Origin of the sequence: Janthinobacterium pasteuri (genome assembly GCF_051380775.1) — a bacterium.
In the GTDB taxonomy this organism is placed as follows: domain Bacteria; phylum Pseudomonadota; class Gammaproteobacteria; order Burkholderiales; family Burkholderiaceae_D; genus Janthinobacterium.
Map to the genome: position 1 here is coordinate 230571 of NZ_JBNYXS010000002.1, position 12866 is coordinate 243436.

The following is a 12866-nucleotide window of genomic DNA, read 5'->3' on the forward strand; positions in this document are numbered from 1 at the left end:
AGCTTAGCATGAAGCACGGCCAGCTGTCCCACCTGGCTGACCGTTTTACAACAGTGTGGCTTGAATGTGCAAACTGAGCTACAGGCTCAATTCCAGCACCTTGCGGCTGACGGCGGGCGTGATGTCGCGCTGTTCGCCTAGCGCCGTCATGCCGTGCGCTTCCAGGGCGGCCACGACGGCGTCGACGCTGGCGTGGTTCAGGCCGTAGTCGGCCAGGCGCGTCTTGACACCCATGTGGCGGAAGAAAAATTCCGTGCGCGCGATGGCTGCCTCGATGCGGCCATCCTCGTCGCCGCCATCGAGACCCCAGACGCGGGCCGCATATTGCAGCAGCTTGGCGCGCTTGGCCTGCTTGCGCACGCGCAGCATGCTGGGCAGGATGATGGCCAGGGTTTGCGCGTGATCAAGTTCATACAGGGCCGTCAATTCGTGGCCGATGGCGTGCGTGGACCAGTCCTGCGGCACGCCTACGCCGATCAGGCCGTTCAAGGCCAGGGTGGCGCTCCACATCACGTTGGCGCGCACATCGTAGTCGTCCGGGTGCGACAGGGCTTTCGGGCCTTCCTCGATCAGGGTCAGCAAAATGCCTTCGGCAAAGCGGTCCTGCACGGACGCGTTCACGGGGGTGGTCAGGTACTGTTCCATGACATGCGCAAACGCATCGACGACGCCATTGCCCACCTGGCGCAGCGGCAAGGTAAACGTCTTCGAGGGGTCCAGCACGGAGAACTTCGGATACACCTTGCGGCTCATGAACGAGCGCTTTTCCTGCGTGGCCTTGCGCGTGATCACGGCCGAGCCATTCATTTCGGAACCCGTGGCCGGCAAAGTGAGCACTGTGCCGAAGGGCAGGGCGGCTTCGACGATCTTGCCGCCTTTCGCCAGGATATCCCAGGCCTCGCCCTCGTGCAAGGCGGCGGCGGCGATGAACTTCGTGCCATCGACTACAGAGCCGCCGCCGACAGCCAGCAGGAAATCGATGCGCTCGCTTTTCACCATGGCCACGGCCTGCATCAGGGTTTCATAGCTGGGATTGGGTTCGATGCCGGCAAATTCGAGCACTGTGTGGCCGGCCAGCGCCGCCCTGACTTCATCGTAGACGCCGTTCCGCTTGATGCTGCCGCCGCCGTAGGTCATCAGGACCCGTGCCTGTGGCGGGATCAGGCTGGCGATGGCGGCGATCTGGCCCTGGCCAAAGAGGATTTGCGTTGGATTGTAAAAGTCGAAATTGAACATGGGGCTCCTGCCGCTGAGGTTTAGGCTGTTGCTGAGTCATGATTATGGCCGAATGGGTGGAAACGTGTCGTGGACGCTTGAGCTTTTCGCCCGCGCGGTGGAGAATGCAGCCGATGTCACCACCACGCGAAAAGGAATGCGCATGACCACCGTCCCACTGGAAGAATCCGGCTTGCCGGCCACCGCGCTCGACATGCACCGCGCCATCGGCGCTACCATCGCCGCGCTGCAGGCGCTGGACTTGAATAGCCAGCGTTTCGAGGCATGCACGGACCCGGAACTGCGCCGCGTGCTCGCGCATGCGGGAGATACCAGCCGCAAGGAAGCGGCCATGCTGCTCGAATGGATGCGCCGCCGCGACGCGCGCCTGGACACTGCCATGAAAGAAGCGCTGTTCAAGGCGGGGCCGATTGTTGCCCAATATCATTATGACGAGAAAATATTGTAACTATTGGTTTGTTGTTGTGGCGTACCATGCGCCACTTTCGCCTTGCTTCGCGTAGACTGTGCCCCGAACACGATTTTGGGAGAGTTTGCAACGATGAGATCATTACCATACCGAGAAGGCAGCTGGTTTGCCGTGCCCCTGCCGGGCGGCGGCTATGCCGTCGGCGTGGTGGCGCGCCGGGCGCCAGCCGGGCGCATCATGCTGGCATATATGTTCGGGCCGAAGCGCGACAGCCTGCCTGCGCTGGAAGAGCTGGAAGGCTTGCGGCCGGAACAGGCCGTGCGCCGCCTGCGCACGGGCGACATGGCCCTGCTCAACGAGCGCTGGCCCCTGCTGGGCGACAGCGGCCACTGGGAACGCGATGCCTGGCCCATGCCGGCCTTTATCCGCCGCAATGAATCCTTGCAGCGCGCCTGGCGCGCCAGCTATGCGGACGCCGACCCAGCCAAGCTGAACCGTGAGGAATCGATACCCTTCGATACGCCAGGCATGGAAAGCGATTCGCTGTACGGCTACGGGGCGACGGAATTGTTGATGAATAAATTGCTGGCGCCGGAACCGGCGTCGGCCTGAAAGCAGGGAACGGCACAGTCGTGCCGTTCCCCTTTGCTTATACCGCTGGCAAGCTGATCTGAAACGCCAGGCCGCCGCCTTCGCGGTTGCGCACTTGTAAGTCGGTGCCATGGCGCAGCAGCACGCGGTCGACGATGGCCAGGCCCAGGCCGGCACCGTTGGCTTGCCCGCGCGCCGTGTCGAGGCGGGTGAACGGTTTCATCAGTTGCTCGATCTTTTCCGCCGGTACGCCCGTGCCGTGGTCCTGCACCTCGATAATCACCTTTTTCACGCCGTGGCTGGTGCGCACCTGGCAGGCGATATCGATTTCCGTCACGTCGCTGCCCGGCGTCTTGCCATAGCGGCGCGCATTCTCGATCAGGTTGTTCAGCACCCGGCGCAAGTCGGTGGGATTGCCCATCGCATGCGCGCCTTCAGCGATGGCGGCATTGATCTTCAGGTCCGGCAGGCGCATGGCTTCGCGCGCCATGTCGCTGAGCAAGCCGCTCAGGTCGACATCGGTAAAGCTCGACGTTTCCGTCGGCTTGGCGTAGTCGAGGAACTGGCCGATGATGGCGTCCATTTGCCCGATATCGGACTGGATGCCTTCGCGCGCCTCGTCCGACAGGTTCGCCATTTCCACTTCCAGCTGCATGCGTGCCAGCGGCGTGCGCAAATCGTGCGAAATGCCGGCCAAAATCACGGCGCGGTCCGATTCCACCTGCTTCAAATCATCGACCATCTGGTTGAAGCTGCGGTTTGCTTCGATGATTTCGATCGGGCCTTTTTCCGGCAGCGGTACCGGCTGCTTGCCCTTGGCGATGTCGCGCGCGGCCGCCGTCAAACGCGACAGCGGTAAATTGATCAGGCTGGAAATGATGGCTGCGCCCAGCAGGGACAGCAGGGACACCAGGCTGGCCCAGCCCAGCCACTGGAAGCCCGTCAAGCCGCGCAGGCGCTCGCGGTCCAGCATCAGCCAGTATTCATCGTCGTCGATCTTGAAGCTGACCCAGAAGCCGGCCACGCCGTTGACGCGCGCGGAAAAGCGCGTGTCCTTGCCCAGCTTGGCTTTCACCTGCGCCTCGATCTCGGGCATCAGGTAATTGTCGGGCGGCGGCTCGATGCGGTCGTCCTCCTCCAGCGAGAAGATGCGGATGCCTTCGTTGCTGACAAGGTCGAACAGCAGCTCGCGACGCAGCTCGGGCGCCGAGTGCGTCAGTGCCGCATGCGTGATGGTGACGACGGAAATGATCTGGGCGGAAATCTGCTGCGCCTGCGGCTCGCGCTGGATGACGGAAATCATGCCGATCCAGGTGATCATGCTGACCGTGGTCAAGGTGCCGAGCAGCAAAAAGGTGCGCCAGAACAGGCCGCTTTTCAGCCGCGCCAGGCTGATATCGGGAACAAGCTTCATCATGCCTTGCCTGCGATCAGCGCGGCTGTCCGTCCGGGATGAAAACGTAGCCCAGGCCCCACACGGTCTGGATGAACAGCGGGCTCGACGGATCGGGTTCGATCAGTTTGCGCAGGCGCGAGATTTGCACATCCAGGCTGCGGTCGAACACTTCGTATTCGCGGCCGCGCGCCAGCTCCATCAGTTTCTCGCGCGACAGCGGCTGGCGCGCATGGCGGGCAAACACTTTCAGCACAGAAAACTCACCTGTTGTCAGGGGCACCGTTTCGCCATTCTTTTTCAGCGTGCGCGTGCCCAGGTCCAGCACGAAGTCGCCGAATTCGAAGGTTTGCGGCGTTTCCGACGGCGCGCCCGGGATTTCATCGGGACCCTTGCGGCGCAGCACGGCGCCGATGCGGGCCACCAGTTCGCGCGGATTGAACGGTTTCGGCAGGTAATCGTCGGCGCCCATTTCCAGGCCCACGATGCGGTCCACGTCTTCGCCCTTGGCCGTCAGCATGATGATCGGTGTCTGATCGCCCGCGCCGCGCAGGCGGCGGCAGATCGACAGGCCGTCTTCGCCGGGCAGCATCAAATCGAGCACCAGCAAGTCGTAGCGTTCGCGCAGCCACAGCTTGTTCATGGCCGTCGCGCTCTCTGCCGTGAAGACATTGAAACCCTGTTCAGTCAGGTAGCGGCGCAGCAGGTCGCGCAGGCGCACATCGTCATCGACTACCATGATTTTTGCCTGGTGGCCGTGGATCGATTGCGTAGTCGTATTGCTGCCGGAAGTGGAGGTTGTGGTCATTTAAGGTGTCGTGTTATCTTATATTAGTTGCTATAGTAACGCCTCGCGCGGTGTCGGCAAGGGGCTGTGGCGACCCATTACAAAGTGTTACAAACTTTACCCAATTACTCTTACTGCACCGTGTAAAGCATCATACACTGGGGCCACAGTGGAAATCAGCTTTAAGTTTATACGGCATCGCGGAAGAGGAACTCAATGAATATCTTTACTAAAAAAATTCACGCCGCTCCCAGCGCAGCTATTGCCGCACGTACGACTGTGCTGTCCGCATTTGCCGTTTGCTCCGTGTTTGCCGCCAGCCTGGTGCTGGCACAAAACCAGCCGCCGCCTCGCCGTGATGACCAGCAGCAAGTGCAGGCCCAGCGCTATGAACAGGGACAGCGCAGCAATAGCAATGATACGCGACTGCGCGAACAGCGTGACGCACGCAGTTTCGACACGCGCGCCGAAGAGCAGCGCCGCGCCAACGAGGGCGCCGACGCCTCGCGCCGCACGGGCCGCATGACGCCCGACGAGCGCCGCGACCTGCGCCGCCAGATCAACGAAGTGGGCCAGGATATTTATTCCAACCCGCCGCGCCGCTAGGCATCGCGCACACGCTACCAGACAGGGCCATCTCGCAAGACATGGCCCTGTCTGCATCTGGCAAGCACATTTTTGCCGAGTCAGGCACACTGCCACGCCCCGTGATATTGTTGTAGTGCATTGAGGCAAATCTCTGAATGTGTTGCTGGGGGAGGCAAGTGGTGAGCGACGATGACACACCCGTTCCTGATGCTGCCCAAGCGGGCGGTTTGCCGCATGGCCTGGTCCGGCGCGACGAGGGCGTGTGCCTGGATCTGTCCTTGTCGCCCGCGCAGTTGCGCGCCGCCGTCGACCAGCTGTTCCAGTCGGGGCAGCTGCTGGCGGGTCTCGACTACGCATTGTTCCTGCTGACCCTATTCCATGCCCCCGCGCCCCGCGCCGCGCCCAAGGGAGACGCCTTGCTGCGCATCGCCGCCCGCGTGGCGCCATTCCCGCCCCAGCGCCGCGCGCTGTACAAGCAAGTCAAGATCCGTGGCGACAGCGCCGAGTTTTACTTTGAAGCCTTGTCGCCTGACGCGGATGGCCAGGTGCCGGCCCGCCGCGAGTTTGACGAGCTGGTAGCCGACCTGTGGTGCAAGGGCGTGCACTATGGCATCGATGGCGCGGCCGTTCGCGCCATTCTCGGCAGCGGCAAAGCTGAGCGCATTACGGTGGCGCGCGCGCTGCCGCCGCAGCCAGGGCGCGACGCCCAGCTGGTTGAAGTGTCGCAAGGCATCCACCGCGACGACGCGCCGCGCGAACGCTCCGATGGCCGCCTGGATTTGCTCAGTTTCAAGAACCGTTTTCCGCAAGTGAAAAAACACGCGCGCCTGCTGCGGCTGCTGCCCGGTGCGCCCGGCTTGCCCGGCTACGACCTGGCTGGCACGCTGCTGCCGCCGCCCGCGCCGCTGGAGCTGGACCCGACGGCGATGGCAGGTGTGGGCACGGCGGTCGAGCGCTTCAGCGATGGCGATTACGTCGTGGCGACTCAGGATGGCTATGTGAATATCGATGAACACGGCAAGTTGTCCATCGAAAACAAGATCGTCAGCCGCGAAGGCGTCAGCAGCCGCACCACGGGCAATTTGAAGTTGCGCGCCGCGTATGAAGAATATGGCGAAGTGCAGGAGCAGCGCCAGCTCGACGGCAGCGACATCACCATCCATGGTGACGTGTATGGTCATCTGCACTCGCATGGCGGATTAATATGGTTGCAGCGTAACCTGGTGGGCGGCACGGCCTTCAACGAGCATGGCGACGTGCGCGTCGAGGGTGTGGCTTCCGGTTCCGTGCTGCAGGCGCTGAGTGGCGAAGTGCACGTGAAGCGCGCTGAAAGCTGCGTCATCGCCGGTACGCGCGTGGTGATCGACCATGCCAGCAATTGCGAGATCATCGCCGACGAGGCCGTCATCGAGCTGGCCGAAGGCTGCGCCGTGGCGGCACGCATCATCCGCATCGGCAGCGCCGGCCCGCGCAGGCAGGTGGAGATGCTGCTGTTCCCGCTGGTGCCCGATTTGAGCGCGCTGGAGCAGAGAATTGCGGAAAGCCTGGCCAAGGCCGCGCAGTACCAGCAGATGCAGCATAAGCGCCAGCAGGAAATCGATGCGATTGCGCAATTGCCCGAGGTGCGCAACTACCTGACCCTGGCGGGCCAGCTGCGGCGCGGCGAGCTGCAGCTGCAGCCGGCGCAGCAAACGCAGTACGACAAGCTGGCGGCGCGCATCGCCCCCGTCTTGAAAGAAGTGGCGCGCCTGCGCGTGGAAGTAAAACAGTCGGAAATCCTGCACGCGCAAATGCTGGCGCTGGTGGAGCAGCTGCGCCAGCAGCGACAAGCGACGGCGGGCCAGTCGCGCTGCACCCTGGGACTGGTGGACGGTGAAACGGCCGTGCGCGCCATGGTCGTGCCGCCCGGGCCGGCCAAGGTCTACGACCGGCCGCCGAAAGAGATCAAGGCGCTGTTGCGCAGCGCCACGCCGGCTACACAACCCGTGTTTGCGGACAGCAGCGGCAGCCTGGACTGGGTCTACCAGCCGCCACCGTAAAATGCCAGACAAAACCGTCGCGAGCGGCAACGAGTTGTGGCAGAGAAGCGCAGCTGTGCGAATGCACAGTGAGCATCGCAGGCCGCAAATCGCGACGCGCAGCAGGTTTGGTCAGGCATTTAGTCGGTGACCTTGCCGCGAGACTGCTTGAGCACGCTGTGAGTGCTCTTGCTATCGAGGCGGCGCCGCTGCGAGCTGCGCGTGGGCTTGGTGGCGCGGCGCACGGCGGGCAGGAAGGTCACGCTGTCGATGATTTCCTGCAAGCGTCGCAAGGCTTCTTCCTTGTTCTGTTCCTGGCTGCGCGATTGCTGCGCCTTGAGCACCAGCACGCCATCCTTGCTGATGCGGCTGTCGCGCAAGGCCAGCAGCCGTTCCTTGTACGCTTCCGGCAGCGACGAGGCGGCGATGGGAAAGCGCAAATGGATGGCGCTGGATACCTTGTTGACGTTCTGCCCGCCCGGGCCCTGGGCGCGGATGGCGGAAAATTCAACTTCAGCGGGATTGACGAGGTGTTGCATGGCCTGCCTGTGGGGAAACGATGGGGGTATTGTAAGGGAAGATGGCTGCGCCGGCGCAAGGCCGGGCCGTTCGGTCGATGATGTCTTCCTGGAAAGTTGATGTTTCTCAACGCCGCCTGCGGCGATGCTGGTTAGCATGGGGCCAACCTTGCGCCACTGCGCATCCTGGCAGCGCTTACCGGATGAAAGGATCATCATGCAGCCCACGACGACGCCTGGCGCCGCAGCAACGGCGGAACGCAGCACCGCGCAATACCTGACGCAGTACTTGAGCTTCCGGTTGGGCGGCCTGGAATACGGCCTCGATTACCGCTGCGTGCGGGAATTGCGCCCGCTGAAGGAACTCGAGCGCTTTTCCTCGGAAGGGGAAGTACTGCACAGCGTGGCCGTCTCGCGCGGCGTGATCATCCCCATCGTCGACATGCGCGCCGCGTTCGGCAGCGCCCGGGGCGCACCCGACCCGTCCACCGACGTGATCATCCTGCAACTGAGCAATGGCGTGATGGGCATGGTGGTCGATGGCGTCACCGATATCGTCAGCCTGGCCCCCGCCGACATCGCCGCTGTGCCCGGCCTGGGCGAGGCGGAAGCCGATTATCTGCTGGGTCTGGGCACGGTTGCCGGGCGCCGGCTGATCCTCGTCGATATCGACCGCCTGATGGCCATCCGCAGCCCCAGCCCCATGCAGGCGGCCTGAAAAAAAAGACGACCCGGAAGTCGTCTTTGTGTTGTGCGTTAGCCGATTTTCTCTAACTGATCCTGCAAATCGAGCCATTCCGCTTCCAGTTGCGCCAGGTCCTTGGTGAAGAAGGTCTGGTCAGCCAGCAATTGCTTCAGCTTGGCCTTGTTGGCTGCGTCGTAGATGGTCGGTTCGCCCAGCTTGGCTTCCGTTTCCGCCTTTTGCGCGTTGCGCTTGGCGATCTGCTCTTCCTGGCGCTTGATCTTGTTTTCGATCGGCTTGCGCAGGGCGGCGGCCTTCTGGCGGTCTTCCGCTTCCTGGCGCTTGTCGCGCACGGGTGCGGCAGGAGCGGCCGCTACCGGCGAAGGTATGGAAGAAGTCACGGGGAAGTCCGTCTTGTTGGCCTTGCCGGCCGCGGGCAGCACGTCCGTACCCTTGCCCAGCTTGGTCTTGAACAGCCAATCCTTGTAGTCGTCCAGGTCGCCGTCGAACGGTTGCAGCTTGCCGTCGGCTACGATGATGAATTCGTCGGTGGTGGCGCGCAGCAAATGGCGATCATGGGACACGACGACCAGCGTGCCTTCGAACTGGGCCAGCGCTTCCGTCAGCGCTTCGCGCGTTTCCAGATCCAAGTGGTTGGTCGGTTCATCGAGCAGCAGCAGGTTCGGACGCTGCCAGACGATCAGGGCTAGCGCCAGGCGGGCTTTTTCGCCGCCCGAGAATGGTGCGATCGAGGCGGTGACCATGTTGCCGGGGAAGTTGAAACCGCCCAGGAAGTTGCGCAGTTCCTGTTCGCGCACGGTCGGGGCGATCTTGGCCAGATGCCACAGCGGAGATTCGTCGTGGCGCAGCATTTCCACCTGGTGCTGGGCGAAGTAGCCGATGTTCAAGCCCTTGCCCATGGTGGCATCGCCGCTCAAAGGCATCAGTTCGCCGGCGATGGTCTTGATCAGGGTCGACTTGCCGGCGCCGTTCTGGCCCAGGAGGCCAATGCGCTGGCCGATCTGCAGCGAAAACTTGATGCCGTTGACGATGGTCTTGTGCGTGATTTCGCCCGTCGCTTCGTTTTCGATCTTGTAGCCCGCATCGACGTCTTCCATCACCATCAATGGATTCGGCGCCGACAGCGGCTCGCGGAACTCGAACGAGAATTCGGCGGCGGCGCGCAATGGCGCCAGTTCTTCCATCTTCGCCAGCGCCTTCATGCGGCTTTGCGCCTGACGGGCCTTCGATGCTTGCGCCTTGAAGCGGTTCACGAACGATTCCAGATGGGCACGCTTGCGCTGCTGCTTTTCCAGCGCGCCGGCGGCCAGGATCATCTGCGCCGCGCGTTGGCGCTCGAAGCTCGAATAGTTGCCCGAGTAGCGCTTCAGCTTGCGCTCGTCGATATGCACGACGACGTTGACCACTTCATCGAGGAAGTCGCGGTCATGGGAAATGATCAGCAAGGTGCCGGCATAGCGCTTCAGCCAGTCTTCCAGCCAGATGATGGCGTCCAGATCCAGGTGATTGGTCGGTTCATCGAGCAGCAGCAGGTCGGACGGGCACATCAGCGCCTGCGCCAGGTTCAAACGCATGCGCCAGCCGCCGGAGAAGCTGGCCACCGGTTGCTGCATCTGGTCCAGCGTAAAGCCCAGGCCCAGTAGCAATTGCTCGCCGCGCGACTGCACCGTGTAGGCGTCGGCGTCGGCCAGCGCGCTGTACATGTTGCCGATGGCGATGCCGTTTTCCGTGCTTTCCGGTTGCGACTCGAGATGCGCCAGTTCAGCTTCCAGTTTGCGCAAGGTGGCGTCGCCGTCGATGGCGTAGTCGAGCGCGGCACGGTCCAGCGGCGGCGTTTCCTGCGCCACGTAAGCCACGCGCCACTTGGCCGGGAAATCGATCTCGCCCTGGTCAGGGTGCAATTCGCCGCGCATCATGGCGAACAGGCTCGATTTGCCCGCGCCATTGGCGCCGATCAGGCCGATCTTGTCGCCCGGGTTGAGCGTGACATCGACTTGTTCGAGCAACGGTTTGATGCCGCGCATCAGGCTTACTTGTAGGAAACGTATCATTTTTTTCTTTGTGTTGTAAATTAAGGCGCTGTGCCGCTGACGCCAGCGCTTATGCCAGCTTCAGCTGCTCGGCCGTCAGCAGGAATACCATGTCGTCGCCGGCGCTTGTCGTCAGCCAGGTCAGGCCCAGCTCGCCGAAGGCCGCTTCTGCGTATGCGCGCTCGTTGCCGATTTCTATCATCAGGATGCCATCGTCCGTCAGGCGTTCGGCCGCGCCGGCGATGATCTTGCGCACCAGGTCCATGCCGTCGCTGCCGCCGTCGAGGGCGATTTGCGGTTCGGCCAGGTATTCCTGGGGCAGGGCACCCATCGACGCGGAATTCACGTACGGCGGGTTGCTGATGATCAAGTCGTATTTCTTGGCCGGCACGTTGGTGTACAGGTCCGATTCGATCAGCGTGACGCGGTCTTGCAATTTATACGTGTCGACGTTGCGCTTGGCCACGGCCAGCGCGTCGGCGGAAATGTCCACCGCGTCCACTGCGGCGTTCGGGAAGGCGTCGGCCATCATGATGGACAGGCAGCCCGAACCGGTACACAGTTCCAGGATGTTTGCCACCGCTTCCGGTTCCGCCACCCACGGCGAAAAGTATTCAGGGATCAGCTCGGCGATGAAGGAGCGGGGCACGATCACGCGCTCGTCCACATAGAAGTTATACGTGCCCAGCCAGCCTTCCTTGGTGATGTAGGCGGCTGGCACGCGGTCGATGCTGCGGCGGTCGATGACCGTCATCACGCTGGCGATTTCCGATGGCAGCAGCTTGGCGTCGAGAAACGGTTCGAGCTTGTCGAGCGGCAACTTCAAGGTGTGCAGGATCAAATAGGCGGCTTCGTCGAACGCTTCGGCGCTGCCGTGGCCGAAAAACAGCTTGGCGGTATTAAAACGGGTAACGGCGTAGCGCAGCAGGTCGCGTGGCGTGGAAAACGGGTTCGGGTTCATGGCATTCTCGAAAAGACGGTGTTCTGGCCCGCCGTGACGGGCCTCGGTATTCTGGTTCAGACGGGCAGCAAATGCTCCAGCGTGCGCCGGTAAATATTCTTCAGGGGATCGATGTGGCGCAGTTCGATGTGCTCGTCGATCTTGTGAATACTGGCATTGGGCGGCCCGAATTCTATCACTTGGGGGCAGATTTGCGCGATAAACCGGCCATCCGAGGTGCCACCCGTGGTCGATAACTGCGTCGTGATGCCCGTTTCTTCCAGGATGGCGGCGGACAGCGCATCGCTCAAGGTGCCGCGCGGCGTGAGGAAGGGCAGGCCGCTCAGGGTCCACTGCAAATCGTATTGCAAGTCATGCTGGTCGAGGATGGCGTGCACCCGTTCCTGCAGGTTTTCCGCCGTGCTGGCCGTGGAAAAGCGGAAATTGAAATCGATCACCATGTCGCCCGGAATCACGTTATTGGCGCCCGTGCCCGCGTTGATGTTGGACATTTGCCACGACGTTGGCAGGTAATATTCGTTGCCCGCGTCCCATTTCTCTTCGACCAGGTCGGCCAGCGCCTGCGCCGCTTCGTGGATCGGGTTTTTCGCCAGGTGCGGGTAGGCGATATGGCCTTGCACGCCCTTGATCGTCAAATGGCCCGACAGGGAACCGCGACGGCCGTTCTTGATCATGTCGCCCAGCTGCGCGCTCGACGTCGGCTCGCCCACCAGGCAATAATCGATCTGCTCGCCCCGCGCCTTCAGTTGCTCGCAGACGATGACGGTGCCGTCCGTGGCCGGGCCTTCCTCGTCGCTGGTAATCAGGAAAGCGATGGAACCCGTATGCTCGGGCGTGGCGGCGATGAATTCCTCGCAAGCCACCACCATGGCGGCGATCGAGGTTTTCATGTCGGCCGCGCCACGGCCGTACAGCTTGCCGTCGCGCTGCGTGGGGATGAACGGCTGCGAGCGCCATTGCTCGACGGGGCCCGTGGGCACCACGTCCGTATGGCCGGCAAAGACGAACACGGGCGAGGTGGTGCCGCGGCGTGCCCACAGATTGGTGACGTCGTTCGACTGTATCGTTTCGCAGACAAAGCCCAGCGGCGTGAGCAGGTCGATCAGGTGCTGCTGGCAGCCCTTGTCATCGGGCGTGACCGAAGACAGGGCGATCAGTTTTTCGGTCAGGGCGAGGGTTTTGGAGGTGGTCATGAGTAAGGTCGTGCCGGCAACATCGTTCCGGTGGTCAACTAAAGGGTTACAGCGAGAAAATGGTCTGGTACTGCGCATCCGAAAACGCCACGCTGAACTGGCCATCCTTGTCCAGCACGGGGCGCTTGATGATGGACGGGTTTTCCAGCATCAGGGTCAACGCGCTGGCCGCGTCGACGGTGGCGGCCTTGCGCTCGTCGGACAGGGCGCGCCAGGTCGTGCCTTTCTTGTTGACCAGCACATCCCACGGCAATTGCTGCAGCCACGCTTCGACAGTAGTGCGTTCCAGGCCCTGCTTCTTGAAGTCGTGGAAAGTGAAATCGCGTTGCTGCGCGGCCAGCCAGGTGCGGGCTTTTTTGACGGTATCGCAATTGGGGATACCGTAGAGTGTAATGGTCGTCATGGGTAGGGCTAAGGGGGAATGAATGCGGTTCGCTTG

At 62.5% G+C, this 12866-nt stretch carries 13 protein-coding genes; 5 read left to right on the top strand and 8 right to left on the bottom strand.

Annotated features, from left to right (window positions below):
• Positions 1 to 78: 78 nt before the first annotated feature.
• Positions 79 to 1236 (bottom strand): iron-containing alcohol dehydrogenase, encoded by a 1158-nt coding sequence (locus ACQ4WN_RS03435; protein ID WP_436550270.1) that lies wholly within the window; start codon positions 1234 to 1236, stop codon positions 79 to 81.
• Positions 1237 to 1378: 142 nt separating this feature from the next.
• Between ACQ4WN_RS03435 and ACQ4WN_RS03440 the strand changes: the two genes are divergently transcribed.
• Both ACQ4WN_RS03440 and ACQ4WN_RS03445 read left to right on the top strand, forming a co-directional pair.
• Entirely contained in the window at positions 1379 to 1684 is a 306-nt protein-coding gene (locus ACQ4WN_RS03440; RefSeq protein ID WP_034750230.1) for a ferritin family protein, read from the top strand.
• Positions 1685 to 1777: 93 nt separating this feature from the next.
• A complete protein-coding gene (locus tag ACQ4WN_RS03445) occupies positions 1778 to 2257 on the top strand; it encodes an Imm26 family immunity protein (protein WP_436550271.1) in 480 nt (159 codons plus the stop codon).
• Between the two features lie 37 nt (positions 2258 to 2294).
• On the opposite strand, the gene ACQ4WN_RS03450 is transcribed toward ACQ4WN_RS03445, so the two are convergent.
• The gene (locus ACQ4WN_RS03450; RefSeq protein ID WP_436550272.1) at positions 2295 to 3653 is read right to left on the bottom strand and encodes a sensor histidine kinase family protein; all 1359 of its coding nucleotides are present in this window, start codon (positions 3651 to 3653) and stop codon (positions 2295 to 2297) included.
• A gap of 13 nt (positions 3654 to 3666) precedes the next feature.
• A complete protein-coding gene (gene ompR, locus ACQ4WN_RS03455; protein ID WP_223278807.1) occupies positions 3667 to 4368 on the bottom strand; it encodes an osmolarity response regulator transcription factor OmpR in 702 nt (233 codons plus the stop codon).
• 264 nt (positions 4369 to 4632) lie between these two features.
• On the opposite strand from ompR, the gene ACQ4WN_RS03460 reads away from it, so the two are divergent.
• A complete protein-coding gene (locus ACQ4WN_RS03460; protein WP_436550273.1) occupies positions 4633 to 5022 on the top strand; it encodes a hypothetical protein in 390 nt (129 codons plus the stop codon).
• A gap of 161 nt (positions 5023 to 5183) precedes the next feature.
• Positions 5184 to 7043 (top strand): flagellar assembly protein A, encoded by a 1860-nt coding sequence (locus ACQ4WN_RS03465; RefSeq protein WP_436550274.1) that lies wholly within the window; start codon positions 5184 to 5186, stop codon positions 7041 to 7043.
• Between the two features lie 119 nt (positions 7044 to 7162).
• Here ACQ4WN_RS03465 and arfB read toward each other — a convergent pair whose 3' ends face one another.
• Entirely contained in the window at positions 7163 to 7561 is a 399-nt protein-coding gene (gene arfB, locus ACQ4WN_RS03470) for an alternative ribosome rescue aminoacyl-tRNA hydrolase ArfB (RefSeq protein WP_034749850.1), read from the bottom strand.
• 196 nt (positions 7562 to 7757) lie between these two features.
• Here arfB and ACQ4WN_RS03475 point away from each other — a divergent pair, with 196 nt between their 5' ends.
• Positions 7758 to 8258, top strand: coding sequence for a chemotaxis protein CheW (locus tag ACQ4WN_RS03475; protein ID WP_436550275.1), 501 nt, complete (start codon positions 7758 to 7760; stop codon positions 8256 to 8258).
• Positions 8259 to 8296: 38 nt separating this feature from the next.
• On the opposite strand, the gene ACQ4WN_RS03480 is transcribed toward ACQ4WN_RS03475, so the two are convergent.
• From ACQ4WN_RS03480 to ACQ4WN_RS03495, 4 genes are read right to left on the bottom strand one after another with little or no spacing between them, the layout of a single operon-like run.
• A complete protein-coding gene (locus ACQ4WN_RS03480; protein ID WP_436550276.1) occupies positions 8297 to 10294 on the bottom strand; it encodes an ATP-binding cassette domain-containing protein in 1998 nt (665 codons plus the stop codon).
• Between the two features lie 49 nt (positions 10295 to 10343).
• The gene (gene prmB, locus ACQ4WN_RS03485; RefSeq protein WP_436550277.1) at positions 10344 to 11234 is read right to left on the bottom strand and encodes a 50S ribosomal protein L3 N(5)-glutamine methyltransferase; all 891 of its coding nucleotides are present in this window, start codon (positions 11232 to 11234) and stop codon (positions 10344 to 10346) included.
• A gap of 56 nt (positions 11235 to 11290) precedes the next feature.
• Positions 11291 to 12427 (bottom strand): succinyl-diaminopimelate desuccinylase, encoded by a 1137-nt coding sequence (dapE, locus tag ACQ4WN_RS03490; RefSeq protein WP_436550278.1) that lies wholly within the window; start codon positions 12425 to 12427, stop codon positions 11291 to 11293.
• 46 nt (positions 12428 to 12473) lie between these two features.
• Complete coding sequence (locus tag ACQ4WN_RS03495) at positions 12474 to 12830, bottom strand: ArsC family reductase (RefSeq protein ID WP_436550279.1); 357 nt, start codon at positions 12828 to 12830, stop codon at positions 12474 to 12476.
• Positions 12831 to 12866: the final 36 nt, after the last annotated feature.

Excerpts from the sequence above, each read along its gene's own strand:
- ACQ4WN_RS03435 (WP_436550270.1), bottom strand. The coding sequence starts at position 1,236 with ATGTTCAATTTCGACTTTTACAATCCAACGCAAATCCTCTTTGGCCAG.
- ACQ4WN_RS03440 (WP_034750230.1), top strand. The coding sequence starts at position 1,379 with ATGACCACCGTCCCACTGGAAGAATCCGGCTTGCCGGCCACCGCGCTC.
- ACQ4WN_RS03445 (WP_436550271.1), top strand. The coding sequence starts at position 1,778 with ATGAGATCATTACCATACCGAGAAGGCAGCTGGTTTGCCGTGCCCCTG.
- ACQ4WN_RS03450 (WP_436550272.1), bottom strand. The coding sequence starts at position 3,653 with ATGATGAAGCTTGTTCCCGATATCAGCCTGGCGCGGCTGAAAAGCGGC.
- ompR (WP_223278807.1), bottom strand. The coding sequence starts at position 4,368 with ATGGTAGTCGATGACGATGTGCGCCTGCGCGACCTGCTGCGCCGCTAC.
- ACQ4WN_RS03460 (WP_436550273.1), top strand. The coding sequence starts at position 4,633 with ATGAATATCTTTACTAAAAAAATTCACGCCGCTCCCAGCGCAGCTATT.
- arfB (WP_034749850.1), bottom strand. The coding sequence starts at position 7,561 with ATGCAACACCTCGTCAATCCCGCTGAAGTTGAATTTTCCGCCATCCGC.
- ACQ4WN_RS03475 (WP_436550275.1), top strand. The coding sequence starts at position 7,758 with ATGCAGCCCACGACGACGCCTGGCGCCGCAGCAACGGCGGAACGCAGC.
- ACQ4WN_RS03480 (WP_436550276.1), bottom strand. The coding sequence starts at position 10,294 with ATGATACGTTTCCTACAAGTAAGCCTGATGCGCGGCATCAAACCGTTG.
- prmB (WP_436550277.1), bottom strand. The coding sequence starts at position 11,234 with ATGAACCCGAACCCGTTTTCCACGCCACGCGACCTGCTGCGCTACGCC.
- dapE (WP_436550278.1), bottom strand. The coding sequence starts at position 12,427 with ATGACCACCTCCAAAACCCTCGCCCTGACCGAAAAACTGATCGCCCTG.
- ACQ4WN_RS03495 (WP_436550279.1), bottom strand. The coding sequence starts at position 12,830 with ATGACGACCATTACACTCTACGGTATCCCCAATTGCGATACCGTCAAA.